This window comes from Ralstonia sp. GX3-BWBA (assembly GCF_003290055.1).
GTDB classification, from domain to species: Bacteria; Pseudomonadota; Gammaproteobacteria; order Burkholderiales; family Burkholderiaceae; genus Ralstonia; species Ralstonia holmesii.
The window spans coordinates 76713-100377 of the sequence record NZ_QMKS01000012.1 but is presented as its reverse complement, the minus strand read 5'-3'; the positions used below and the strand labels follow the sequence as shown (position 1 = coordinate 100377).

The following is a 23665-nucleotide window of genomic DNA, read 5'->3' as shown; positions in this document are numbered from 1 at the left end:
CCGCGCGATGGTCAGCAGAGCGCATGGCAACGCCATTCGCCCTGAATCAAGCCTCGATAGACGCCCGCTCCAATGCGGGCGTCTTTTCATGCACAATAGACATATTTGCCGCGCGCGTGACGCTATCCAGCGCCCCCTTATTTGCGGTATGATTTGTGATTAACCCATTGATTTACAACAACTTTGGGTTAATCGCGAATGCTCCTGCAGGCACCGGCCCACGTGGGCCCAGGCTGGGGCGCGCGCGGTGTCACCTCTCAAGCCAAGGATCGCCTTCATGCAATTGGTCAAAACCTCGCGAGACAACCTGCTGCGTCCGCTGCAAATCGTGAGCGGCATCGTGGAACGCCGACACACGCTGCCCATCCTGGCCAATCTGCTCATCACCAAGCAAGGTGAACGGGTTTCCTTCCTGTCCACCGACATCGAAATCCAGATCACCACGCACGCCGATTGCGGCGCCGGCGCCGGCGATGTGGCCACCACCGTGGCCGCCCGCAAGCTGGTCGACATCCTGCGTGCCATGCCTGAAGGCGAAGTCGCCCTCACGCTCAACGACAAGCGCATGACCGTGCAATCCGGCAAGAGCCGCTTTGCGCTGCAGACGCTGGCCGCCGAAGAATTCCCGACCGTCGCAGAGGCAACCGATTTCGGTGCCCGCATCACGGTGCCGCAGAAGACGCTCAAGCATCTGCTGGCGATGGTGCACTTCGCGATGGCCCAGCAAGATATCCGCTACTACCTCAACGGCATGCTGCTGGTGGTCGATGGCAAGCAAGTCATGGCCGTCGCCACCGATGGCCACCGCCTGGCCTATTGCGGCGTTGAAACCGGAGAGCAACCGGCAGGCGCCGGCGGCCGCCACGAAGTCATCATCCCGCGCAAGACCATCCTCGAACTGCAACGCCTGCTGGAAGACGTGGACGATCCCGTCTCGGTGCAACTGGCGTCGAACCAGGTCAAGTTCACCTTTGGCAATATCGAACTGATCTCCAAGCTGGTCGAAGGCAAGTTCCCGGATTTCCAGCGCGTGATCCCGAAGGGTTACCGCAACAGTTTCACGATCGACCGCACGTTCCTGCAGAGCGCGCTGCAACGCACGGCCATCCTGACGACCGACAAGTTCAAGGGCGTGCGCTGCATGCTCGACACCAACGTCCTGAAGATCAGCTCCACCAACGCTGACCAGGAAGAAGCGCAGGAAGAACTCGAAATCGACTACCAGGGCGACGCGCTGGATATCGGTTTCAACGTCACCTACCTGCTGGACGTGCTGGCCAACCTCAAGGCCGAAAAAGTGCAGGTGAGCCTGGGCGACTCCAACTCGAGCGCGCTCATCACCCTGCCCGACGACGACACCTTCAAGTACGTCGTCATGCCGATGCGCATTTGACGCACCGCTGCACCCAGAGCAAGACGAGGGGCTGGATCGTGACGATCCGCCCCTTCGCCGTTTTTAAGCAACCCCGCTGTGTGCGCAAAACGCCCATGGCTGCGAGCAGAACGACATGACCGAAGAGCAGAAACCGCAATCCACCCCCGCCGAGGCCCACAGCTATGACGCCGCCTCGATCCAGATCCTGGAAGGCCTGGAGGCGGTACGCAAGCGGCCGGGCATGTACATCGGCGACACCTCGGATGGCACCGGCCTGCACCACCTCGTGTTCGAGGTGCTGGACAACTCCATTGACGAGGCGCTGGCCGGGCATTGCACCGAGATCCAGGTCACCATCCACACGGACAACTCCATCTCCGTGATCGACAATGGCCGTGGCATCCCGACCGGCATCAAGTTTGACGACAAGCACGAGCCCAAGCGCAGCGCGACCGAGATCGCCATGACCGAGCTGCACGCCGGTGGCAAGTTCAACCAGAACAGCTACAAGGTGTCGGGCGGCCTGCACGGCGTTGGCGTGTCTTGCGTGAACGGTCTGTCGAAGTGGATGAAGGTGACGGTCCGCCAGGGTGGCAAGGTGCATTACATCGAGTTTGCACAGGGCGTTCCGCAAAACCGCCTGATCGAAACGGTGCAAGCGCCGGACGGCCAGATGGTCGAAGTCTCGCCGCTGCGCGTGTCGGGCACCACCGACAAGCGCGGCACCGAAGTGCACTTCCTGGCCGACGAAGAAATCTTCACCAACGTCGAATACCACTACGAGATCCTCTCCAAGCGCATTCGCGAGCTCTCGTTCCTGAACAACGGCGTGCACATCAGGCTGACCGACCAGCGCACCGGCAAGGAAGAAGACTTTGCCTTCTCGGGCGGCGTGAAGGGCTTTGTTGAGTACATCAACAAGAACAAGACCGTGCTGCACCCCACCATCTTCTTTGCCACCGGCGAGAAAGACGGTGTGGCCGTAGAAGTGTCGATGCAGTGGAACGACGCCTACAACGAGCAGGTGCTCTGCTTCACCAACAACATCCCTCAGCGCGACGGCGGCACCCACCTCACGGGCCTGCGCGCCGCCATGACGCGCGTCATCAACAAGTACATCACCGACAACGAGATCGCCAAGAAGGCCAAGGTCGACACCTCGGGTGACGACATGCGCGAAGGCCTGACCTGCGTGCTGTCCGTCAAGGTGCCCGAGCCCAAGTTCAGCTCGCAGACCAAAGACAAGCTCGTCTCGTCTGAAGTGCGTCTGCCCGTGGAAGACGTTGTGGCCAAGGCGCTGAGCGACTTCCTGCTGGAAACGCCCGTTGACGCCAAGATCATCTGCGGCAAGATCGTTGAAGCTGCCCGCGCGCGTGAAGCCGCCCGCAAGGCCCGCGAAATGACCCGCCGCAAGGGCGTGCTCGACGGCATGGGCCTGCCCGGCAAGCTGGCCGACTGCCAAGAGAAAGACCCCGCGCTGTCTGAACTCTTCATCGTCGAGGGTGACTCCGCAGGCGGCTCTGCCAAGCAAGGCCGCGACCGCAAGTTCCAGGCAATCCTGCCGCTCAAGGGCAAGATCCTGAACGTGGAGCGCGCACGCTTTGACAAGATGCTCTCCAGCCAGGAAGTGCTCACGCTCATCACCGCCATGGGCACCGGCATTGGCAAAGACGACTACAACCTCGACAAGCTGCGCTACCACCGCATCATCATCATGACCGATGCTGACGTGGACGGCTCGCACATCCGCACGCTGCTGCTCACGTTCTTCTACCGCCAGATGCCCGAGATCATCGAGCGCGGCCACGTGTACATCGCCCAGCCGCCGCTCTACAAGATCAAGCACGGCAAGGAAGAGCGCTACATCAAAGACGACGTTGAGATGGCCGCCTACCTCGTGCGCCAGGCCCTGGACACCGCCGTGCTCGTGCGTGCCGACGGCACCGAGATTGCCGGCGACGCCCTGGCCGAACTCGCACGCCAGTACCAGCTCAGCCGCGGCGTGATCGAGCGCCTGTCTCGCGTGATTGACGCCGACGCCCTGCGCGCCATTGCCGAAGGCGTGTCTCTGGACCTCAGCAGCGAAGCCGCAGCCGAAGCCAGCGCCCGCACGCTCAAGGCCCGCCTGCTGGAAATGCAAGGCAACGCCAGCAACGCCAACGGCGGCGCCACCGCAGACGCCTTCATGCAGTACGACGAGAAGAGCGAGAAGTACCGCGTCATGGTGGTACGCCGCCAGCACGGCAACCAGCGCCTCAGCCATATCGACGCAGACTTCGTAGCCAGCGCAGACTACGCCGCCCTGTCGGGCACCGCCGCCACCTTCCAGGGCCTGATTGGCGACGGCGCCAAGGTGCGCCGCGGCACCGGCGACAAGGTGCGCGAGCAGCACGTGACCGACTTCCACGCCGCCATGACGTGGCTGCTGAGCGAAGCCGAGCGCGGCGTGAGCCGCCAGCGCTACAAGGGCCTGGGCGAAATGAACCCCGAGCAGCTGTGGGAAACCACCATGGACGTCACCCAGCGCCGCCTGCTGCGCGTGCAGATTGAAGACGCCATTGCCGCGGACCAGATCTTCACCACGCTGATGGGCGACGACGTGGAACCGCGCCGGAACTTCATTGAGAGCAATGCGTTGGTGGCGCGGAATATTGATGTTTGAGGGGCGAGACTGTCTTGCCTAACGAAGAACGCCGAGAGGTTTCCTCTCGGCGTTTTTGTTTTGGATATCCGGATGGGCGTGGCGGGACTCGGTCTATGTCCCCGCCGGGATAGGCAACGTCATCCTTTTTCATTGTTCCCGCAACGATACTGGAGCCCGAGATGGCAACGCGCGACGACATGAAGAACTGGGTGGTTGAGGCACTTCGGGCGTCTGGGGGAAAGGGGTGGCCAAAAGACGTCGCGAAATTCATTTGGGACAACTACCAAGTCGAGTTGAGTCGTTCCGGTAGCCTGCTATACACGTGGCAATACGACGCACGGTGGGCGGCACAGTCGCTTAGGAACTCTGGGGTGCTCAAGCCGGTTCATGGCCGCCGCGATTTACCCTGGGAGCTGCTGTAGGAGCTAAGCGATTGGTGGCAAAGGCAGAGGGCAGCATAGAGCATCCAGTGCAACCTACTCAAGGCACAGATAAGGCACAGATTGCATCGACAGGTCTTCACCGGGCCGCAAGCTGATTGCGAGCGTCTGTGGGGTTATGTCGGGACTTATGAAGAAAAATGCGTTGATGGCTTGGATTTATCCCCATTTTTTAGGCTGTAAGGCGGAAAATGTGCTCTCTAAAAAGGCTGGATGTGAATTGAAATGAATAGACTCGATTATTTATATGTGCTTGTCCATTCCGCCGGCGACTTCTTCAAGGTCGGGGTTTCCTCTAGTCTGGATAAAAGATTAAAGACATTGATGCAAGTGTTCGGGCCATTCGCTACGGAAAAATCCTTTCTGGTAAGAATGGATTCCGCGCAAGATGCTAAAGCGTTAGAGGAGGGCGTGAAGCGTCTGTTCAGCAGTTATCGATTCACAATGCCGAGGATTGGGAATACCCACCGAATCCATAGGCGGAAGCTTGGGGCTCTCTCCATGTTTCAGGTCTAGCGGCTGCCGTCCGAGATTTCGCAGGTTGTGGTGTGTGAGAAGAACCTTGGTTAGGTCATCCGCAACACGCCGTTCCTGGTGCAGTTGATGTTCGTGTTCTTCGGTTTGCCCTCGCTGGGTGTGCAGATCAACGAATGGCAGGCGGCGTTGCTCACGGCGGTGGTCAACCTGGGTGCGTACATCACAGAGATCGTGCGTGCTGGCATTCAAGAAACGCCGCGCGGCCAGTTGGAAGCGGCCAATGCGCTGGCAATGAGCCGCTGGGCCATCTTCCGGCATGTGGTGTTACGCCCGGCGTTGCAGAAGGTGTGGCCGGCGCTGAGCAGCCAGATCGTGATCGTGATGCTGGGCACGTCGGTCGTCTCGCAGATTGCCGCACAGGATCTGACCTTTGCCGCCAACTTCATCCAGTCGCGCAACTTTCGCGCGTTTGAAACCTACCTGGTGGTGACGGCGCTGTACTTTGCGCTGGCGCTGTTGCTGCGTCAGTTGCTGGCCTGGGTCGGGCAGCGCTTTGTCGTGGGGCGCCGCGCGCCTGCAGCATCGGCAGCACCGCTTGCCACCACCAACGCAGCGACCACCACCGGAAGTGCAGCATGATCTCCGACATCCCTCTGTTGCCCATTCTCCTCAAGCTGGGGGAAGGGCTGCTCGCTACGCTCATGCTGTCGCTCATGGCCTTTGCGCTGGGCGGCACGGCCGGCCTGGTGGTGCTGTTTGCCCGCGTGGGCCGCAACGCCACGCTCCGGCGCGTGAGCAAGGCTTACATCCAGCTCTTCCAGAACACGCCGCTGCTCATGCAGATGTTCATCGTGTTCTTTGGTGCGTCCATGGCGGGGTTCGACATGTCGCCCTGGACTGCCGCCGCCATCGGTCTGACGCTGTACACCAGCGCCTATCTGGCCGAGGTGTGGCGCGGCTGTGTGGAGGCCATCCCGCGCGGCCAGTGGGAGGCGTCTTCCAGCCTGGCGATGGGCTACTTCCAGCAGATGCGTCACGTGGTGCTGCCGCAGGCGGTGCGCCTGTCGATTGCGCCCACCGTGGGGTTCTCCGTGCAGATCGTCAAGGGCACGGCGGTGGCCTCCATCATCGGGTTTGAAGACTTGTCCAAGCTGGGTTCGGTGCTGGCCAATGCCACCTTCCAGCCGTTCCTTATCTACGGGCTGGTGGCCGTTGCGTACTTCGCGCTGTGCTGGCCGCTGTCTCTCTGTGCCTCTCATCTGGAAAAGAAGCTCTATGCCGCTCGTTGATCTCTGCGCCGTACACAAGCATTACGGCAACAACCACGTTCTCAAGGGCGTCGACCTGCGCGTTGAAAGCGGCCAGGTGGTCGCCATCATCGGGCGCAGCGGCTCGGGCAAGAGCACGCTGCTGCGGTCCATCAACGGGCTGGAGGCCATCGACGACGGCCAGATCGTTGTCGACAACGCGGTGCTCAAGGGCTCGCAGGCCACGCCCGCGCAACTGCGCGCGCTGCGCCTGAACGTGGGCATGGTGTTTCAGCAGTTCAACCTGTTTCCGCACCTGACGGCCGGCGAGAACGTGGCGCTGTCGCCCGTGGTGGTCAAGGGCATGAAGAAGGCCGATGCCAACGACCTCGCCCGCCAGATGCTGGTCAAGGTGGGGCTGGCCGATAAGTTCGATGCGTACCCAGACCAGCTCAGTGGCGGCCAGCAGCAGCGTGTGGCCATTGCCCGCGCGCTGGCCATGCAGCCCAAGGTGCTGCTGTGCGACGAGATCACCTCCGCGCTGGACCCGGAACTGGTGAACGAGGTGCTGGCCGTGGTGAAGCAACTGGCGGCCGAAGGCATGACGCTCATCATGGTCACGCACGAGATGCGATTCGCGCGTGACGTGGGCGATCAGCTCGTGTTCATGCACCAGGGGCTGATCCATGAAAGCGGGCCGGCCAAGGAGGTGTTTGCCAACCCCAAGACGGCGGAGCTGGCAGCGTTCATTGGGGCGGTGCAGTAGGCGCAGGGCATAGGCAGGCATCCGAGCGGCCTTGCCTCTGCCATAATTCGCGCACTCCCCTGCAACGCGTTCGCGTCTTCCCATGGTTGTCCGCCCCCATCTGCACTGGTTCCGCATGCTTCTGGCATGGCGCGGTTCGGTGCTGCCGCAGCTTCTGCCGCGCCTGTTCCTGATCTTCTTCGTGTCCTTGGTGGCCATTGCGGTGCATGCGCACCTGCTGCCCATCTCGGTCAACCTGAGCACGACGCCGTTCTCGCTCGTCGGCATTGCGCTGGCGGTGTTCCTGGGCTTTCGCAACAACGCGAGCTACGACCGCTATTGGGAGGCGCGCAAGCTCTGGGGCCAGTTGCTCAACACGGCGCGCTCACTCACGCGCCAGGCACTGACGTTGCCGCGTGGCGATGGCCCGAATGGCGTGAACGGTGCCGTGGCCGATGCCGACGTGCGCGAGTTCGCGCAGGTGCTGGGTGCGCTGCCGCACGCGCTGCGCCATCAGTTGCGCCACACCGATGCGCGCGAAGACCTCGCCGCGCGCCTGCCTGCGCCGTTGCTCGAACGCGTGATGGCCTCGCGCTACCGGCCCATCGTCATCGTGCAGTGGTTGAGTGAATGGGTGCAGCGTCGCGCGCAAGCCGGCGCACTCGATGGGTATGCCGCCCTGGCGTTCGATCGCAACCTGAACGAACTGTCCAACAGCATCGGCGGGTGCGAGCGCATTGCCGGCACGCCGCTGCCGTTTGCGTACTCCGTCATGATCCACCGCACGGTGTACTTCTTCTGCGCGGCACTGCCGTTCGGGCTGGTGGAAAGCATCGGCAGCTTCACGCCCGTGTTTGCAGTGTTCGTGGCGTACACCTTCATGGCGCACGAGGCCATCGCCTCGCAGCTCGAAGACCCGTTCGGCACGGAAGACAACGACCTCGCGCTCAATGCGCTCTCCAACACGATTGAAGACGCCGTGCGCGACATGCTTGGCGAGCCCAGCCTGCCGCCACGTGCGGGCGTGCGAAGTGGGGTGATCCTGGATTGATGCCGCGGTTGCGGCGCAGCGCTTAAACGGCCATCGCCAGCGGCTGCGCCCACCGCTCCAACGGGGCGGCACTACCGTGAACCGCACCGCAGGCCGAATCTGCGTTGCGCGCCAGCAGGGCGCCCAGCTCCACTCCGAACAGGCTTGCGCATGTTTCGTTCAAGGTGCGTACGTTGCGCAGGCCGGCCCGCCGGGCCACCGCATGCAGCGCTTCGGCTTCACCTTCGGGCTCGGCATTGCCGCACATCAGCGCCAACTGGTACAGCGCCCACGCGGCGCGTTGCTCGCGCACCAGGGCATGCAGCGCTTCACCTTCAGCAAACAGACGCGCACGCACCTGACGCGGGCAGGCCTGCCAGCACTCGCTGAGCAAGTCCGCTTTCCATGCCTGCGCGGGGTGTTCGAACACCAGCGTGGCCAGTGCGCGTGCCCAGGGCTTGTCATGCTGGATGGCGGCCATGCGGGGGCAGCCTGCGTCGGGCACGGCCTTGAAGCTGATGGCGCATGGCTGCCACACAGTGCCCGGTATCTCGCAGCCGAAATGCGCGAAGGCAGGCACCACAAAGGGGTCACCCGGGCGCACTTCGCGCCGCCCATTGGCATCGCGCAGGCACGCGCTGCCCAGCTCGGCCTGCACGCGCACCGCAAACGGAAAGCGCAGGCGCGAGAGACGGACATGGGCACGGCTGATGAGTGGCATGGCTGACCGATAAGGCGGCGGGTGAAGCGCGACTGTCGCAGGATTCTAAGACTGCGCGCAACAGGGGCAATGTCGCTCGGGTGACAGAGTCCGGCGGCGCTTACAGCTCCGACAAGCCGAAGAGCCGCAGCCGCTCAAGGTCGGTCACGCGGATGGTCTGGTATGACAGCGCAATCATGCCGCCTTCGGCCAGACGCTGCAGCGCGCGGTTGACGCGCTGGCGCGACAGTCCCGTCAGCAGCCCGATCTCTTCCTGCGACAGTTCCAGCACGGTGCTCGTGCGCGGGTACAGCGCAGGGTGGAACAACTGCGCAATCGCTTGCGCCACGCGCGCATCGGCGCTCAGCAGCCGGTCGTTCTGCACGGTGGCAATGAACTGGCCCATACGCTCGTTGAGCTGGCGCACGACAAAGCTGGCAAAGGGCAGGCTCTGGGCGAGCAGCGTGTTGAACACGGGTTCGGGCACCAGCAGCACTTGCGAGGCGCGGATGGCGATCACGTCATAGCGGCGGTCTTCGCGCTTGATGACGCTGCCCTCGCCGCACCAGCCGCCCGCGGGCACGCCCGAGAACGTGCAGCCGCGCCCGTCGGAGGTGTACACCGCCAGCTTGATGAGGCCGGTGTCGACGCCGATCCAGTAGCGAGACGGCTCACCGCGCCGGGCAATGAAGGCGCCGGGCTCGAATGCCTGCAGCACGGTTTCTCGCGCGGCCAGGGCCTGGTGTTCAGGCGCCAGCGCGGTGAACCACGCATGGCCTTCCAGTTGTGTGGCGGGCGTGGGGGCGCGGGTTGCGTTCATGGCAGGCGTGGGCACTCGGTCAAAGGGTGGCGGGGGCGCGTGGGGCTCTGCCGTCGCTTTGTAAGAAACCCGTCAGCCTTGGTGTGGCGCGGGTTTCCGGGCGGTTTGTCATCCAAGTGACAGAGTGCGGGAGCTGGCAGATGATAGCGTTGCCCAACAAAAAGCAACAGCGCCCGGCGCACGGAGACACAGCAATGCCCACGGATTTTGATAGCGGTCTGGCCCGCAACGCGGCCAACTTCGTCCCGCTCACCCCGATCGAATTTCTTGCCCGCGCGGCAGACGTCTATGGTGACCGTCTGGCGATCGTGCACGGCGCCGTGCGCCAGAACTGGCGCGACACCTATGTGCGCGCGCGCCGCCTGGCCAGTGCGCTGGCGCTGGCCGGTGTGGGCCGTGGCGACACGGTGGCGGCGCTCTTGCCGAACACACCGGCCATGGTGGAGGCACATTTCGGGGTGCCGATGGCCGGCGGCGTGCTCAACGCGCTCAACATTCGCCTGGACGCCGCCAACCTCGTCTTCATGCTGCGCCATGGCGAAGCCCGTGTACTGTTGGCCGACACCGAGTTTGCCGACGTGGCCCGCCAGATGGCGCTGGAGATTCCCGGCCTGAAAGTGATTGCCGTGAACGATGCCCTGGGCCCGCAGGCCGAGCCGTTTGGCGACACCGATTACGAATCCTTCCTCGCCTCGGGCGACCCACACTACGCCTGGCAGATGCCGGCCGATGAGTGGGATGCGATTGCGCTCAACTACACCTCGGGCACCACGGGCGACCCGAAGGGCGTGGTCTATCACCATCGTGGCGCCACCATCAACGCGGTATCGAACATCCTGGAGTGGGATCTGCCCAAGCATCCGGTCTATCTCTGGACGCTGCCGATGTTCCACTGCAATGGCTGGTGCTTTCCGTGGACGATCGCGGCGCGCGCGGGCGTGAACGTCTGCCTGCGCAAGTTCGAGCCGAAGCTGGTGTTCGACCTCATGCGCGACGAGGGCGTGACGCACTACTGCGCAGCGCCCATCGTGCACACCGCGCTGGTGAACGCACCGCCGTCGTGGCGTGAAGGCCTGCGCGGGCCGGTGCGCGGCATGGTGGCGGGCGCACCGCCGCCGGCGGCCGTGCTGGCGCAGATGGAAGCCATGGGCTTCGAGCTGACGCACGTCTACGGCCTGACCGAGGTGTACGGCCCCGCCGCCGTCTGTGCCGAGCAGGACGAATGGCGCACGCTGCCCGAGCACGACCGCGCCACGATGAAGGCGCGCCAGGGCGTGCGGTACCACCTGCAATCGCAGGTGGCGGTACTCAACCCGGAAACCATGCAGCCCGTGCCGGCCGATGGCGAGACCATTGGCGAGATCATGTTCCGCGGCAACATCTGCATGAAGGGCTACCTCAAGAACGAGAAGGCCACGCGCGAGGCCTTTGCCGGCGGCTGGTTCCACACCGGCGACCTGGGCGTCTGCATGCCCGACGGCTACATCAAGATCAAGGACCGCAGCAAGGACATCATCATCTCCGGCGGCGAGAACATCTCAAGCGTCGAGGTGGAAGACGCGCTGTACCGCCACCCCGCCGTGCTGGCTGCCGCCGTGGTCGCCCAGCCCGACGCCAAGTGGGGCGAAACACCGTGCGCCTTCGTTGAACTCAAAGACGGCGCCACCGCCACCGCAGAAGACCTGATCGCGCATTGCAAGACATTGCTGGCCGGCTTCAAGGTGCCCAAAGCGGTGTTCTTCGGGCCGCTGCCCAAGACGTCGACAGGCAAGATCCAGAAGTACGAGCTGCGCCGCAAGGTGAACTCCACCTCGGCGATCGACGTGTGAGCCTGTTGCGGGCGACCGCGTGCGCCCGCAACAAGAAGGCCACGGCCAGCGGCTGCACCCACCGCGGCTGGGATGGCGCTACTGGGCGCGCCCGAGCGGGTTGCATTCCGGCCGGGCGGCCGCCTCTGCCGTGTCCCGCACGTTGGACAGACGCAGTACCGAAAACGGGCCGAAGTAGCGCTGCGTCCGTACCAGGCATTCATAGCCCTGCGCTTGGGCATCGTCCGGGGCGTAGGCTTCAAATGTGTCCAGCGTGCCCAGCAGGGCGGTGTGATCGCCGCGCCAGACAACGCGGCTCGGCCTGCCCTCAACGGACTCAACCGGTGCGGAAGCCGCATTCCGCTCGATGCGGGGGCCGGGCAGGGCCCGGAATCCGTGGAACGCGTACGTAGTCTCTTGCGTGGTGCCAACCGGCTCCGGTTCGTCGCTCGTGTTGGTTGCAGCGTCTCTCAGGTGAACGTGCTCAATGCTCACGTTGTCCGGCGCGATGGCCAGCACCAGCAGCGCCACTGCGGCAGCAAGCGCAACACCAACCTGCCGATACATCCCGCCGCGCACTCCCGGCCCGCGCGTCACCCATAGCGAGTAAGCGAGTTGCGGCAGCATCAACAACCCGCCCAGCCACAGCAACGCAGTGCCCGCAGCGTCATAACCGAGATGCCAGTTCAGCGCGGCCAGCCAGCCGATGTCTTTGGACTGGCCCAGCGCGAGGCACAGACCGCCGGTGATGAGCAGCAGGGCGACAACGGCGCTGTACCGGCGCAGGGGTTGGCGGGAGGGTGGGTTGGAAAGCGCGTCCATGGTGCTGTGTCGCGGGCCTGGGCTAGACCATGGTATTGGAATCGCGCACTGGGCTGGATTAAGAGGTGTTAATAAACCGCAGAAATAGCACCTTTCAGGCGCTGCAGGGCCCAATGGGTGAACGCCGGAATACAAAAAAAAGCCCCTCGCCATCGCGAGGGGCTTTGCATTCGCGCAAACCGATTCAGCTCACCCTCAAGGCACCGCCACAATCGCCATCCCGCGCGGGATGTTGCCGGTGGCGGCTGACCCGCTTGCCACGGCGGTCAGCTTGCCGGTGGTGCTGTTGATGCTGTACGCGCTGACGCTGTTGTCTACGGCGTTGACCACGTAGGCGAAGGTGCCGGCGGGGTTGACGAGCACGGTCACGGGCGCGTTGCCGGTGGGCGTGGTGTCGACCAGCGTGAGCGCGCCGTTGGCCGGGTTGATGCTGAAGACGCTGACGGTGTTGGCCAGCACGTTGGTCACATACATGAAGCCGCCCGACGGTGCGATGGTGATGTAGTACGGGTTGGTGCCTGCCGCCACCGGTGTGCCCGATGCGGTGAGCGCCCCGGTGTTGCTGATGCTGTAGACGTTGATGGTGTTGTCTGCGGCGTTGGTCACGTAGGCGTAGGTACCTGCCGAGTTGACCGCGATGAACTGAGGCGTATTGCCCGTGTTGACCGTGGTGCCCACCTGCGTGAGTGCGCCCGTGGTGGTGTTGATGGCAAACGCCATGGCCGTGCCCGGCGTGGCGCCGCTGTTGGCATTCACCACGTAGGCGAAGGTGCCTGCGCTGTTGATGGCGATCGTGTACGGGTTGGCCCCGGCCGTGATGGGCGCGAGGGCGGTAAGCGCACCGGTGCCCGTGTTGACGGAGAACGCCGACAGCGTGTTGTCTCCATAGTTGCTCGTGTATGCGAACTTGCCGTTGGGCGTGCGCGCAATGCTGTACGGCTGCATGCCAGTTGGCGTGGCAGAACCCACGACCGTGAGCAGCCCGGTATCGGCATTGATGGAGAGCGTAGTGACGGTGTTGTCGATGGCGTTGGCCACGTAGACGTACTTGCCCGCCGGGTCGATGGTCAGCGACAGCGGCCCTTGCCCCACAGGCACCGATGCACCAATGGCCGTGGGCATGCCGGTGGTCAGGTCCAGCGCGAAGGCGGAGATCGTGCCGTCGTTCGAGTTGACCGCATAGCCGAACAGCGGCCGCGGCGCGCAGGCCACCGCAATGGTGGTCACGTTGCTGGTGCCCACAATGCCACTGCCGTTGGTGACAGTGCAGTTCTCACCCGACGGACGCGTACCGACCGTGGCTGCATAGGGCTTGCCCTGCGCGAGCTTGGTCGGAAAGTTGAAGCTGCCGTTGGCATTGACGACAACCGCATCGCCGCCGTTGTCCAGCAGCGTGACGGATTTGCCCGTGGCCAGGCCACTGACGGTGCCACCCACGGAGTAAGTTGCCGGGGCAGGCGCAGGGGCCGGTGTGGGTGACGGCGTAGGCGATGGCGCGGGCGTGTTGTTATTCGTCGGTGGGGTCGTGGCGGTTGCATCGTCGCCGCCACCGCAGGCGGTGAGCCCGAGCGACAGCGCGGCGGCCATCACCAGCGCGGCGCCGTGCATGCCACGTGTGTGCTTGGGAGCGTCGGGTGGGATCGGTGCCGGTGTCGGCTGTGTGTGTGCGCTGTTGCTGCGTTGCGCGTGGGCGATCAAAAGCTCGGCCATGGCTTCCCCCGTTTCTGGTTGTCGCGGTTTGTTGACTCGCGTTTCCTCGAAGCATAGGTACCCGGGTTCGCACGCCGACATAGGCCAATTGACGGACAACGCCCTCGGCTTCATGGACGGAGGCTGCGCTGTAGGTCTCGTGCATGTGATTGGCGCGATACTGGCGGCTCTCGTCCGCTTCTTGCCCCACGCGCTGCCAGCCATGTCCAATGCCAGCCCGAATAACCAAGCCGTCGTGATCCGCCAGCTCTCTTCCGCCAATGCGGCCGATGTGGCGGACTATCGCGCCATTCGTCTGGCTGCGCTCAAGGATGCCCCCGATGCATTCGGCTCAACCTACGAGGCTGAAGTCGGGCTCTCGATGGAAGCCTTTGCCGAGCGGCTGGCCACCACCATTGTGCTGGGCGCCTATGAGGGAGACGGCGGCGACGCGCGCATCGTCGGCATGGCGGGCTTCAAGCAGCAGACGCTTGCGAAGCTTGCGCACAAGGGTTTTGTGTGGGGCTTTTACGTGGCGCCGGCAGCGCGAGGGCGCGGCGTGGGCGTGGCGCTGGTGGAGCGCATCGTGGCGGCGGCAACGGGGTTGGTTCAGCAGCTCACCTTGTCGGTGGTGCAGGGCAACGATGCGGCGCTGGCGCTGTACGAGCGTTGCGGGTTTGAAACCTACGGCGTGGAGCCGCGCGCGCTCAAGTCCACCACCGGCTATGCAGATGAAGTGCTGATGGTGCGCTTCCTGCACGGCTAAGCCTGTAGGTGTAGCGCCTACGCGTGTGCGCAGGCGCTGCTGTACAGCGATCGTCGTACTGGCGCGGTTTCTCGCTGTACCTGTTACGCCGCCGCAACATAGGGCGCCTTCAGCGGCACCGGGTTGCGCAGGCTCACGTTCAGCAGGTTCCAACTGTTGATGGTGACGATCACAAAGCTCAGCTCGGCGATCTCTTCATCGCTGAAGTGCTCGCGCAGCCCGGCGAACTCTTCGTCGCTGGCATCGCTGTGCGGGGTGTTGGTGACCAGCTCGGCCCAGCGTAGGGCGGCGCGCTCGCGTTCGGTAAAGAACGGGGCCTCGCGCCAGCCGGCCACGGCGTTCAGGTGGCGCGGGTCTTCGCCCATCTTGATGAGGTCGCTCCAGTGCATGTCGATGCAGAAGGCGCAGCCGTTGATTTGCGACACGCGCAGCAGCACGAGGTCGACCAGCCTGGCGCCCAGCAAGTCGCGGCGCAGGCCGTTCGACAGGTTCAGCAGGTTGTTGAACGCCTTCGGTGCGAGTTGGAAGTAAGCGATGCGGGGGGCTTGCGACATGAGAGGCTCCTAAAGGGTTTGGGTTGGTGACCAGGAGCAGGGGCAGGCGTTGCGTTGGTGCCTTGCGTCGCTCCATACCTTTAAGACGCCCCGCGCAGCCGGGTTGTGACAGCCGGCCAAAAAAATGCTTCGCTTTCTTTTATGCGGCAGTGCCGATGTGCGCCAGCTTGTCCGGATTGCGCACCACGTAGATGGCCACGATGCGGCCGTTTTCGATGACGAACGACTGGGCCGATTCCAGCGTGCCGTTGACGTAGCGCAGCAGGCCGGGTTCGCCATTCACGCGGGCGTGCACGTAGCGGACCTCGCCCATGGCGCGCACCAGCTCGCAGTAGATCTTGGTGATCTGGCCGGCGTCTTGAATGATGCGCATGAAAGAAGGCACCTTGCCGCCGCCGTCGCCCACCAGTTGCGCGTCGTCTGCCAGCAGCGCGCGGATGGCGTCGCGTTGGCCCGTGCGTGAGGCTTCGGCAAAGCGCTCCAGCAAATCCCGATGCGCATCCGGCGCGACATCAAAGCGCGGGCGTTCTTGCTGCACGCGGTCGGATGCGCGGTGCACCATCTGCCGGCACGCGGCTTCAGTTTTGCCCAACAGGGCGGCAATCTCTGCGTAGTCCTGGTCGAACACCTGGCGCATCAGAAACGCCGCGCGCTCCTCGGGCGACAGGCGCTCCAGCACCCACAGCAGGGCCATCGACAAATCGCCCGCCAGTTCCACGGCGGCCTCGGGCGTGGGTGCTGCAGATTCCGGTTCGACCAGGGGCTCGGGCAGCCACCAGCCGACGTACGCTTCGCGCTCGGTCTTGACGGCGCGCAGGCGGTCGATCGACAGGCGGGTGACCACCGTCACGAGCCACGCCTCGGCCGATTGCAATGCGGTCTGATCGGTCTGGTGCCAGCGCATCCAGGCGTCTTGCAGCACGTCTTCCGCGTCAGCCCGGCTGCCGAGCATGCGATAGGCAATCGCAAAGAGGCGGGGCCGGGCGGCGGTGAAGGTCGTGTCTTCGCTGTCGGCGCGGAGGGTGTGGTCGGGGCTGGGCTTGGTCATGGCGGGCGTGTCGTCTAGGGATGATGCTCCCTAGACGGGCGGGCGCGATCGTTTGTGACAGTGCGCTGCGATTATGCGGCGTTCGTCACATCCTGCGTGTCGGCCGCACTTATGCTGGCGCTTAGCCAGGGCACCAGCGCCTGCCGCAGCGTCAACAGGTCGATGGGCTTGCCGAGCAGGCGTGCGCCGGCAATGGGCTCTCCAATCTCGGCCTCCGTGCCGTAGCCGGACATCAGCAGCACGTCCATCTGCGGCTGCAGGCGCAGCAGCGTGCGGGCGAGGTCCGCGCCGGATTGGCCGGGCAGGGTGAGGTCGGTCAGCAGCACGTGAACGGGGTGCGCGCGGGCAAGGACAAGGGCGTCTTCGGCATTGGCGGCGGCCATGCATTGCAGGCCAAAGGCGGTGAGCACCTCCTGCATGGCTTCGCGCGAGGCGGTGTCGTCTTCCACCAGCAGCACCGTAGGTGGTTGTGACACGTCCGTCGCCACGGCATGGCCTACCGATGGCGATGCCGATTGCGCGTGGGCCTGCGCGGTGCGGCTGGCAGTGAGCACGTTGCGCACCATGCGCGCCAGGTCGTCACGTCGGTAGGGCTTGCCGAGCAGCGTCACGCCGGGCGGTAGCCGGCCGTCGTGCAGCACCTCGTCACGCGTGTAGCCCGAGACGAGCAGTACCGGCAGGGGCGGCACGCGTTGCGCGGCGCGTATCGACAGTTCGCCGCCCTTGATGGAGCCCGGCATGATCACGTCGGTAAACAACAGGTCGATGGGCGTGTCGCTGTTCATGAGTTCGAGAGCGGCCTCGCCGTTGGCTGCCGTGAGCACGCGGTAACCGAGCTGGCTCAGCATGTCGACGGCGGTCAGGCGCACGTCGGTATCGTCTTCCACCACGAGGATGGTCTCGCGCCCGCCCATGGGCGTGACGATGGTGTCGCGCAGCTCGACGGCATCGTCCGGAACCGCCTCTGTGCAGCGTGGGAAGTAGAGCTGCACCGTGGTGCCCTGGCCAACCGTGCTGTCGATGGCGATATGCCCGCCGCTCTGCTTGACGAAGCCGAACACCATGCTCAGCCCCAGCCCCGTGCCGTGGCCGTCGGGCTTGGTGGTGAAGAAGGGCTCGAAGACGTGTTCGACCACTTCGGGCGGCATGCCCACGCCGGTGTCGGTGACAGAGAAGACGAGGTAGTCGCCGGGGGCGGGCTGATCGCGCCCGTGCGCTTGTCTGTTGCCGAGCGTGACGTTGTTGGCGGCGATGGTCAGCATGCCGCCACCGCGCATGGCATCGCGTGCGTTGATGGCGAGGTTCAGCAGCGCGTTCTCGAGCTGGTTGCGGTCGGCCTGCACGTTCCACAAGTCGTCGGCCAAGCGCGTTTCCACCTTGATGGCTTCACCCAGCGCGCGGTGCAGCATCTCGCTCATGCCCTGGACCAGCCGCGTCGGGTTGACGACCGCCGGAGAGAGCTGCTGGCGACGCGCAAAGGCAAGCAATTGCGCGGCTAGCGTGGCGCCACGCTGCACGGCCCGCGTGGCTGCGGCAATCCGATGCTGCACGCGCGTGTTGCCCGGCGCTTCCACCGAAAGCAACTGCAGGTTGCCGGCAATCACCTGGAGGACGTTGTTGAAGTCGTGTGCCACGCCGCCGGTCAGGTTGCCGATGGCTTCCATCTTTTGAGCCTGGCGCAATTGCGCTTCCACTTCAGCGCGGGCAGACAGCGCATCGGCCACGCGCTGCTCCAGCGTTTCGGTCAACTGGCGCAGCGCCTGTTCGGCGGCTTGTCGCTCGCGCTCGGTCTGCACGCGCTCGGTGGTTTCCACCACGATGGCCAGCACACCCGCCGGGCGGCCGTGGTCGTCGGGCAGCGGGCTGTAGTAGAGATCCATCCACACATCTTCCGGGCGGCCGTTGCGCAGCAGGACGAGTTCCTTGTCCCGGTACGACAGCGTGCCGCCACCCAGGCAGACATCCATGACGTGCCGGTTGAAGTCCGCCACTTCGGGCCAGCCGAGTTCCACCGGGCAACCAAGAAGATAGGGATGACGCCCGCCGGCGAATTCGGCGTAGGCGTCGTTGTAGATCATGTAGCCGTGGCGTTCCCACATCATGACCAGCGGCACGGGCGATGCCAGCACCATTTGCACCGCGGCGTGCAGGCTGCTCGGCCAGTCCTGGATCGGGCCCAACTGGGTGGCGGCCCAATCGAATGCCAGCACGCGCTGCGCCATCTCACCCTTCCACCCGAGGCAGTCATGGTGATGCGCGAGAAACGGCATAAGGTCTCCTCTGTGGCGGGCAGCACAATGCGGCCGAGTCGCGGTCATTCTAGAAAATGGGGAGGCCGGCCGGCGTCGGCATCAGACGGCTCAAAGTGACATTTCGCACGCAGAAAACGTGCCTGAGGCGTCCGGCACGCTTCGCGCTGGCTGTCTATCATGTGCATCCGTGCCCGCGCAGCCGCGCGCTTCGCACCGGAGTTTTTCCACCACCACACGCCCACACTCGTCAGGAGTTTTCATGAAGTTGATCGGCATGCTTGATTCCCCGTACGTGCGCCGCACGGCCATTTCGCTCAAGCTGCTCGGGCTGCCGTTCGAGCACGCGTCGGTGTCCGTCTTCCGGCATTTCGACCAGTTCCGCGCCATCAACCCAGTCGTCAAGGCGCCCACCCTGGTGTGCGACGACGGCACCGTGCTGATCGACTCCACGCTCATCATCGATTACGCAGAAGCGCTGGCGGGCCGCAGCCTGATGCCAGCCGCCATTGCAGAACGCCAGCACGCGTTGCGCGTGATCGGCCTGGCGCTGGCCGCATGCGAGAAGGCGGTGCAGATCGTCTATGAACACAACCTGCGCCCGACCGAGAAAGTGCACGGGCCGTGGGTCGAGCGCGTGCACGGCCAATTGCTGGCGGCGCTGGAAGCGCTGGAAGCGGAGTGGAAGGATGCGCCGCTACCCGTGGACGCAGGTGAGCTGACGCAGGCCGGCGTCACGGTGGCCGTGGCCTGGGCTTTCATCCAGCTGATGGTGCCGGATCGCGTGCCGGCGGCGGACTACCCGCGCCTGGTGGCGTATTCGGTGGCGGCGGAACAGCTTGGCGTCTTTCGTGAGTTGCCGATGGATGCGGCTTGATGGCAGTTCAGTTCAGGCCACCTGCGGCTCGATGTGGGCCTGACGGTACAGCCCGCCCACCAAGTCCGATTCCGTGACGATGCCGGCCAGTCGGCCATCGGTATCCAGCACCGGAATGTGGTGGTGGCCGGCGCTGGCAAACATCGGCACAAGATCCGACATGGGCGCAGTGGCTGCGATGGTCTGCACGCGCGTTTTCATGTGATCGGCCACGCGCGGCGGCGTGAGCGCGCCAATGCTGAACCAGCGGCGCAGCGTCTGGCGCATGTCTGCCGGCGCCAGGCCGAGCAGGTCGACGCGCGTGACGATCCCCACCACGCGCCGTCCTTCGTCCACCACCGGCAGTGCCTTGAAGCCATGCTGACGCAGCAGTTGCAGCGCGCGGGGGATCGACGTGCCGGCCGAGACCGTGACCACCGGCGTGGTCATGATGTCGGCGCAGGTGAGCGCCTGGAACGTGCGGGTGTAGGCCTGGAGCTGCATCTCGCGCAGCACGGCCTCGATGTCTTCGGGGTCAATGTCGAGCAGCTCGCTCTGGCGGCGCAGCGCGGCGACGATGTCGGCGCGGGTGAAGCCGGCCGTCGTGGGCGGGCGTTCAGCCGCAGGCAGGCGTTGCGCGTGCGGATACCGGTGGCCCGTGGCCGCGTGGTACACCAGCGCGCCCACCAGCAGCAGCGCTGACTGAATCAAGATCGGCTCCAGCACGAAGCGATAGCCCAGCGCATGCACGGCCGGGCCGCCAATCACGGCGGTGAGTGCCACTGCGCCCGAGGGCGGGTGCACACAGCGCAGCGCAAACATGCCAGCAATGGCCGCCGAGATGGCCAGCGCAGACGCAATCACCGGATCATCCACCAGCAGCGCGAACGTCACGCCCACGGTGGCCGCCACCAGGTTGCCGCCGATGATCGACCACGGCTGCGCGAGCGGACTGGCCGGCACCGCAAACAGCAGCACGGCCGAGGCGCCCATTGGCGCGACCAGCAGCGGGATCAGCGTGGCAGCGCCCGGCACCATCTTCATCATCGTGCCGGTAAAGAGGATGCCGACGAGTGCGCCAACGGCGGAACGGACGCGCTCGCTCCAGCGCACCGTCACGGGTGCAGGAATGAAGCTGTGGAGCCAGCGGCGCAGGGCGGGATGCAGAGGTGATGCGGACATGGTCGACGGGACGGCGATTGCCCGGACCAGGCTTCACCAAAGTCAAAGAGTGCAGCCAGCGATTGTATCACTCTGTGACATAACGCGCTGTCAGCGCTGTCATGACGCGGAATGCCCCAATGAGGGGCAAAGATCGCGCCGATTTGTCAACGAAACGTCACCGTTGTTTCACGGCGCGTGCCGAGACTGCTGGGCTTTCCAGCGCTCTCTTCGGGTTGCAAGCCCGTCGCACCATGTCCTTCACCGCTCGCCCTGCATTTTCCCGCCCGCGTCTTTGCTCCAGCCTCGTTGCGCTGTTCGGCGCCCTCGCGCTTACGGCGTGCGGCGGCGGTGATGACACGCCCAACAATGGCACGCCAGTTGCCACCACCCAGGCCATTCCCGCGCCGCCGGCAGACCCGGGCTTTGTCGACACGGCGGCGGTGGCCACTGGCGTACCGGCGTTCGTCGACAACATCGCCACCAACCAACGCGGCGATGCGCGCTACGCCACGCTCGGCACCAACGCCGGTGTGCGCCTGTTCACGCGTTTTCTCGACCTGTGGCAGCCGCTCACGGAAATCGTGGATGCGGGGGTGAGCGCGCCGGCCAATGGTTCGTTCCCGGCGGTGGTCGCGTCCACGTGGACGGGCCTGCCCAATGACGGCACGGCCGGCGGCACGCAGCTCAACCTGCCGGTCTTGAACGCAAACGTTCAGTACGTGGTGAACGCCACCACCAACCGCACGCAGGCCCAGGCCGACGCAGCGTACTTTGACGACCGCCGCGGCAAGGGCTACAGCGTGAGCGACGGCATGGGGCCGCTGACCACCGCGTGGCGCGCGCTGGCGCAGCAGACCACGTCCATCACCACCGTGCCGGCCGATGCGACCACGGTGCTCTACAACGACAGCGGCAACAACACGGGCGTGGGCACCTCGGGCGGCAATACCGCCTTCGGCAAGGTCGTCGACCTGATCAACACGGTGGGCAACAACGCTTCCACCGAGCCGTCCAAGCGTTTCTACAAATATGCGCGGCCATACCGCTGGAGCAGCAGCGTGGTTGTCGTGCCGACGCTGGTGCCGGCCGAGAGCCCGACGCCCACGACCGACGGCGGCTTCATCAGCGGCCACTCGGCCGAAGCCGTGCGCGATACCGTGGCGATGGCGTATCTGGTGCCTGAACGCTTCCAGCAGATCGTGGCGCGCGGGATGGAGCTGGGCGAGAACCGCATCCTGGCCGGCATGCATTCGCCGCTGGACGTGATGTCCGGCCGCATGATCGGCATCGCTGCGGCCGCAGCCAACCTGGCGGACCCGGCCAATGCCACGCTCAAGGCGGCGGCCTTCTCGCAGGCGCACACCGCTCTGATGGCGCAGACGGGCACGGATGCCACCAGCTTCCCGGCGCTTGCCCAGTCCGGCACGGTCGCCACCGACCGCTTTGCCGACTACGCCACCAACCAGGCCAATTTCACGCGCCGCATGACCTTTGGCTTCACGCAGATCGGCGCGACGACGCTGGCGCCGGTGGTGCCCAAGGGCGCCGAGGTGCTGCTGGAAACGCGCTTCCCGTACCTGAGTGCCGACCAGCGCCGCGTGGTGCTCAAGACGACGGAGCTGGCTTCCGGCTACCCCGTGCTCGACGACGCTGAAGGTTGGGGCCGCCTCAACCTGTTCGCTGCCGCGGACGGCTATGGCGCGTTCAACGGCAACGTGATCGTGTCGATGGATGCAACGCAGGGCGGTTTCAACGCGGCCGATACGTGGCGCAACGCCATCTCCGGCGCAGGCAAGCTCTCGCTACAAGGCAGCGGCACGTTGCGTCTGGCCGGCGCCAACACCTACACCGGCGGCACGCAGGTCGCGGGTGGCGTGCTGGAAGCCGATTCGGCCAACGCGTTCGGCACGGGCGATGTGTACGTGGGCGCCGGTACGCTGGCCGTCAAGGCGCCGGCGGCGGTGGCCATTGCGGGCAAGTTCACGCAACTGCAGGGCACCACGCTGGATCTGGCCATCGGCCCGAACGGTCAGGGCAAGCTGAGCGTGGCGGGCCTCACCACGATTGCCGGCGGCACACTGCACGTGAAGTTCGTGAACGGCTACACGCCCAAGGTGGGCGACACCATCGCCGTGGTGGATGGCGCGGGCAGCAACCGCCAGTTCTCGTCGGTGGTTGTGGATGGCTTCAAGGCCACGGCCATCTATACGGCCACCGGCATCCAGATCCACCTGGACGCCTGATCGCTTACCTGAGCGGCAGCAGCACGTCCGTCACGGCTTCGTGCTCGGGCACATCGGGGTAGAAGCGCACGCGCTGGAACAGCAACGGCGCGTCGCGCAATTCCTCGCCGCTGGCGGGCAGCCAATCGGCATACAGGTACGCAACGCTCTGGCCGAGCGTATCGTCAGAGCCCGTGTGGCGCAGCACGGCGTAGCGGCCGCCTGCCAGCGTTTTGGCCACCACGCCCGTTTCATTGGGCGCAACCGGTGCGGGCGTGGCCGCGCAGATGTCCATGCGGAACGCCTCGGGCGGCACATCGTCGGGGTTGTCGTAGACGATGTTGTACGTGGCCGAAACGCTGGGGTGCAGCCGATGCTCGCGGCGCCAAGCGATGAACGTGCGGATGGTCTGGCCCAGGCGCGCGGGATCGCCGCGGTGCGCGATGGCCCCGACGGGCACGGCTTCGCGTTCGACGATCTCGACGGAATGGGGTTGCGGTTGTGCGGGCATGTGTTGGCTCCTGAGGGCGCGCAGCGCCTGTAGATCGGTGGCCCAGGACGCCCACTGCGGCGCCGCCCGAAATGCCGACGGCGACTGCCCCGCCTGCCTGCGGAACGCCCGCGCAAATGCTTCCGGCCCTTCGTATCCGCACGCCAGCGCGATGTCGGTGATCCGCGCATCGTCGCGATAGGCGAGTTGATGCGCGGCGCGCTTCAGGCGCAGCAACTGCACATAGCGCCCGACGTTCATGCCGAACAGCAACGAAAACTGGCGGTGAAAGTGGTACCTGGAAAACGCGGCCACCTCGGCCAGTGCGTCCACGTCCAGCGTGTCTTCCAGATGCGCGTCGATGTGTGCAAGCACGGCGCGGAAGCGGGCGAGGTAGCGGTCGGTGGCGGTGGTCAATGCGGTGGCTCCTGGGTGGCGATACGGTATCGCCGGCAGGCTTGCTGCGCCTGATCGAAATTGCGCAATTGCCTGCCGTGATCTTGGGCCCGTGCCGCCCGC

Annotated in this window: 18 protein-coding genes and 1 pseudogene; 10 read left to right on the top strand and 9 right to left on the bottom strand. The window is 65.1% G+C overall.

Annotated features, from left to right (window positions below; genetic code table 11):
- The first annotated feature begins 277 nt into the window (after positions 1-277).
- From dnaN to DOD19_RS14720, 6 genes and pseudogenes are all read left to right on the top strand, one after another.
- On the top strand, positions 278-1393 hold the full coding sequence (gene dnaN / locus DOD19_RS14755) for a DNA polymerase III subunit beta (RefSeq protein ID WP_112186266.1): 1116 nt from the start codon (positions 278-280) through the stop codon (positions 1391-1393).
- Positions 1394-1508: 115 nt separating this feature from the next.
- Positions 1509-4037: a DNA topoisomerase (ATP-hydrolyzing) subunit B gene (gyrB, locus tag DOD19_RS14750; RefSeq protein ID WP_112186263.1), complete on the top strand. Its 2529-nt coding sequence runs from the start codon at positions 1509-1511 to the stop codon at positions 4035-4037.
- A 995-nt stretch (positions 4038-5032) separates the two neighbouring features.
- Positions 5033-5575 (top strand): annotated as a pseudogene (locus DOD19_RS14735) (amino acid ABC transporter permease); the annotation flags it as partial.
- Positions 5572-6225 carry an amino acid ABC transporter permease gene (locus DOD19_RS14730; RefSeq protein WP_037031833.1) on the top strand — a complete coding sequence of 218 codons (654 nt, stop codon included), beginning with the start codon at positions 5572-5574 and terminating at the stop codon, positions 6223-6225. The pseudogene DOD19_RS14735 and the gene DOD19_RS14730, both read left to right, overlap by 4 nt.
- The gene (locus DOD19_RS14725) at positions 6212-6949 is read left to right on the top strand and encodes an amino acid ABC transporter ATP-binding protein (protein ID WP_112186259.1); all 738 of its coding nucleotides are present in this window, start codon (positions 6212-6214) and stop codon (positions 6947-6949) included. The genes DOD19_RS14730 and DOD19_RS14725 overlap by 14 nt, the downstream gene beginning before the upstream one ends.
- 82 nt (positions 6950-7031) lie before the next feature.
- Positions 7032-7979 carry a bestrophin family protein gene (locus tag DOD19_RS14720; protein ID WP_112186257.1) on the top strand — a complete coding sequence of 316 codons (948 nt, stop codon included), beginning with the start codon at positions 7032-7034 and terminating at the stop codon, positions 7977-7979.
- 22 nt (positions 7980-8001) lie between these two features.
- Here DOD19_RS14720 and DOD19_RS14715 read toward each other — a convergent pair whose 3' ends face one another.
- The gene (locus DOD19_RS14715; RefSeq protein ID WP_024976973.1) at positions 8002-8679 is read right to left on the bottom strand and encodes a hypothetical protein; all 678 of its coding nucleotides are present in this window, start codon (positions 8677-8679) and stop codon (positions 8002-8004) included.
- 100 nt (positions 8680-8779) lie between these two features.
- Positions 8780-9478 (bottom strand): Crp/Fnr family transcriptional regulator, encoded by a 699-nt coding sequence (locus DOD19_RS14710; RefSeq protein WP_024976972.1) that lies wholly within the window; start codon positions 9476-9478, stop codon positions 8780-8782.
- A 194-nt stretch (positions 9479-9672) separates the two neighbouring features.
- On the opposite strand from DOD19_RS14710, the gene DOD19_RS14705 reads away from it, so the two are divergent.
- Positions 9673-11307 carry an acyl-CoA synthetase gene (locus tag DOD19_RS14705; RefSeq protein ID WP_024976971.1) on the top strand — a complete coding sequence of 545 codons (1635 nt, stop codon included), beginning with the start codon at positions 9673-9675 and terminating at the stop codon, positions 11305-11307.
- 78 nt (positions 11308-11385) lie between these two features.
- On the opposite strand, the gene DOD19_RS14700 is transcribed toward DOD19_RS14705, so the two are convergent.
- Together DOD19_RS14700 and DOD19_RS14695 are read right to left on the bottom strand one after the other, a co-directional pair.
- Positions 11386-12108, bottom strand: a complete 723-nt coding sequence (locus tag DOD19_RS14700; protein WP_112186255.1) for a hypothetical protein — start codon at positions 12106-12108, stop codon at positions 11386-11388.
- Between the two features lie 195 nt (positions 12109-12303).
- Positions 12304-13818 (bottom strand): beta-propeller fold lactonase family protein, encoded by a 1515-nt coding sequence (locus DOD19_RS14695; protein WP_112186253.1) that lies wholly within the window; start codon positions 13816-13818, stop codon positions 12304-12306.
- Positions 13819-14020: 202 nt separating this feature from the next.
- Here DOD19_RS14695 and DOD19_RS14690 point away from each other — a divergent pair, with 202 nt between their 5' ends.
- Positions 14021-14563, top strand: coding sequence for a GNAT family N-acetyltransferase (locus tag DOD19_RS14690; RefSeq protein ID WP_112186589.1), 543 nt, complete (start codon positions 14021-14023; stop codon positions 14561-14563).
- An 83-nt stretch (positions 14564-14646) separates the two neighbouring features.
- Here DOD19_RS14690 and DOD19_RS14685 read toward each other — a convergent pair whose 3' ends face one another.
- The 3 genes from DOD19_RS14685 to DOD19_RS14675 form a co-directional block, all read right to left on the bottom strand.
- Entirely contained in the window at positions 14647-15117 is a 471-nt protein-coding gene (locus DOD19_RS14685; protein ID WP_024976964.1) for a carboxymuconolactone decarboxylase family protein, read from the bottom strand.
- Positions 15118-15256: 139 nt separating this feature from the next.
- On the bottom strand, positions 15257-16165 hold the full coding sequence (locus DOD19_RS14680) for an RNA polymerase sigma-70 factor (RefSeq protein WP_112186251.1): 909 nt from the start codon (positions 16163-16165) through the stop codon (positions 15257-15259).
- A gap of 71 nt (positions 16166-16236) precedes the next feature.
- On the bottom strand, positions 16237-18435 hold the full coding sequence (locus DOD19_RS14675) for a response regulator (RefSeq protein WP_112186250.1): 2199 nt from the start codon (positions 18433-18435) through the stop codon (positions 16237-16239).
- Positions 18436-18676: 241 nt separating this feature from the next.
- On the opposite strand from DOD19_RS14675, the gene DOD19_RS14670 reads away from it, so the two are divergent.
- Entirely contained in the window at positions 18677-19291 is a 615-nt protein-coding gene (locus DOD19_RS14670; RefSeq protein ID WP_112186248.1) for a glutathione S-transferase, read from the top strand.
- 12 nt (positions 19292-19303) lie between these two features.
- Here DOD19_RS14670 and DOD19_RS14665 read toward each other — a convergent pair whose 3' ends face one another.
- Complete coding sequence (locus DOD19_RS14665; protein WP_112186246.1) at positions 19304-20452, bottom strand: HPP family protein; 1149 nt, start codon at positions 20450-20452, stop codon at positions 19304-19306.
- Between the two features lie 233 nt (positions 20453-20685).
- On the opposite strand from DOD19_RS14665, the gene DOD19_RS14660 reads away from it, so the two are divergent.
- Entirely contained in the window at positions 20686-22677 is a 1992-nt protein-coding gene (locus DOD19_RS14660) for a phosphatase PAP2 family protein (RefSeq protein ID WP_112186244.1), read from the top strand.
- A gap of 4 nt (positions 22678-22681) precedes the next feature.
- On the opposite strand, the gene DOD19_RS14655 is transcribed toward DOD19_RS14660, so the two are convergent.
- Positions 22682-23563: an AraC family transcriptional regulator gene (locus DOD19_RS14655; RefSeq protein WP_204360066.1), complete on the bottom strand. Its 882-nt coding sequence runs from the start codon at positions 23561-23563 to the stop codon at positions 22682-22684.
- Positions 23564-23665: the final 102 nt, after the last annotated feature.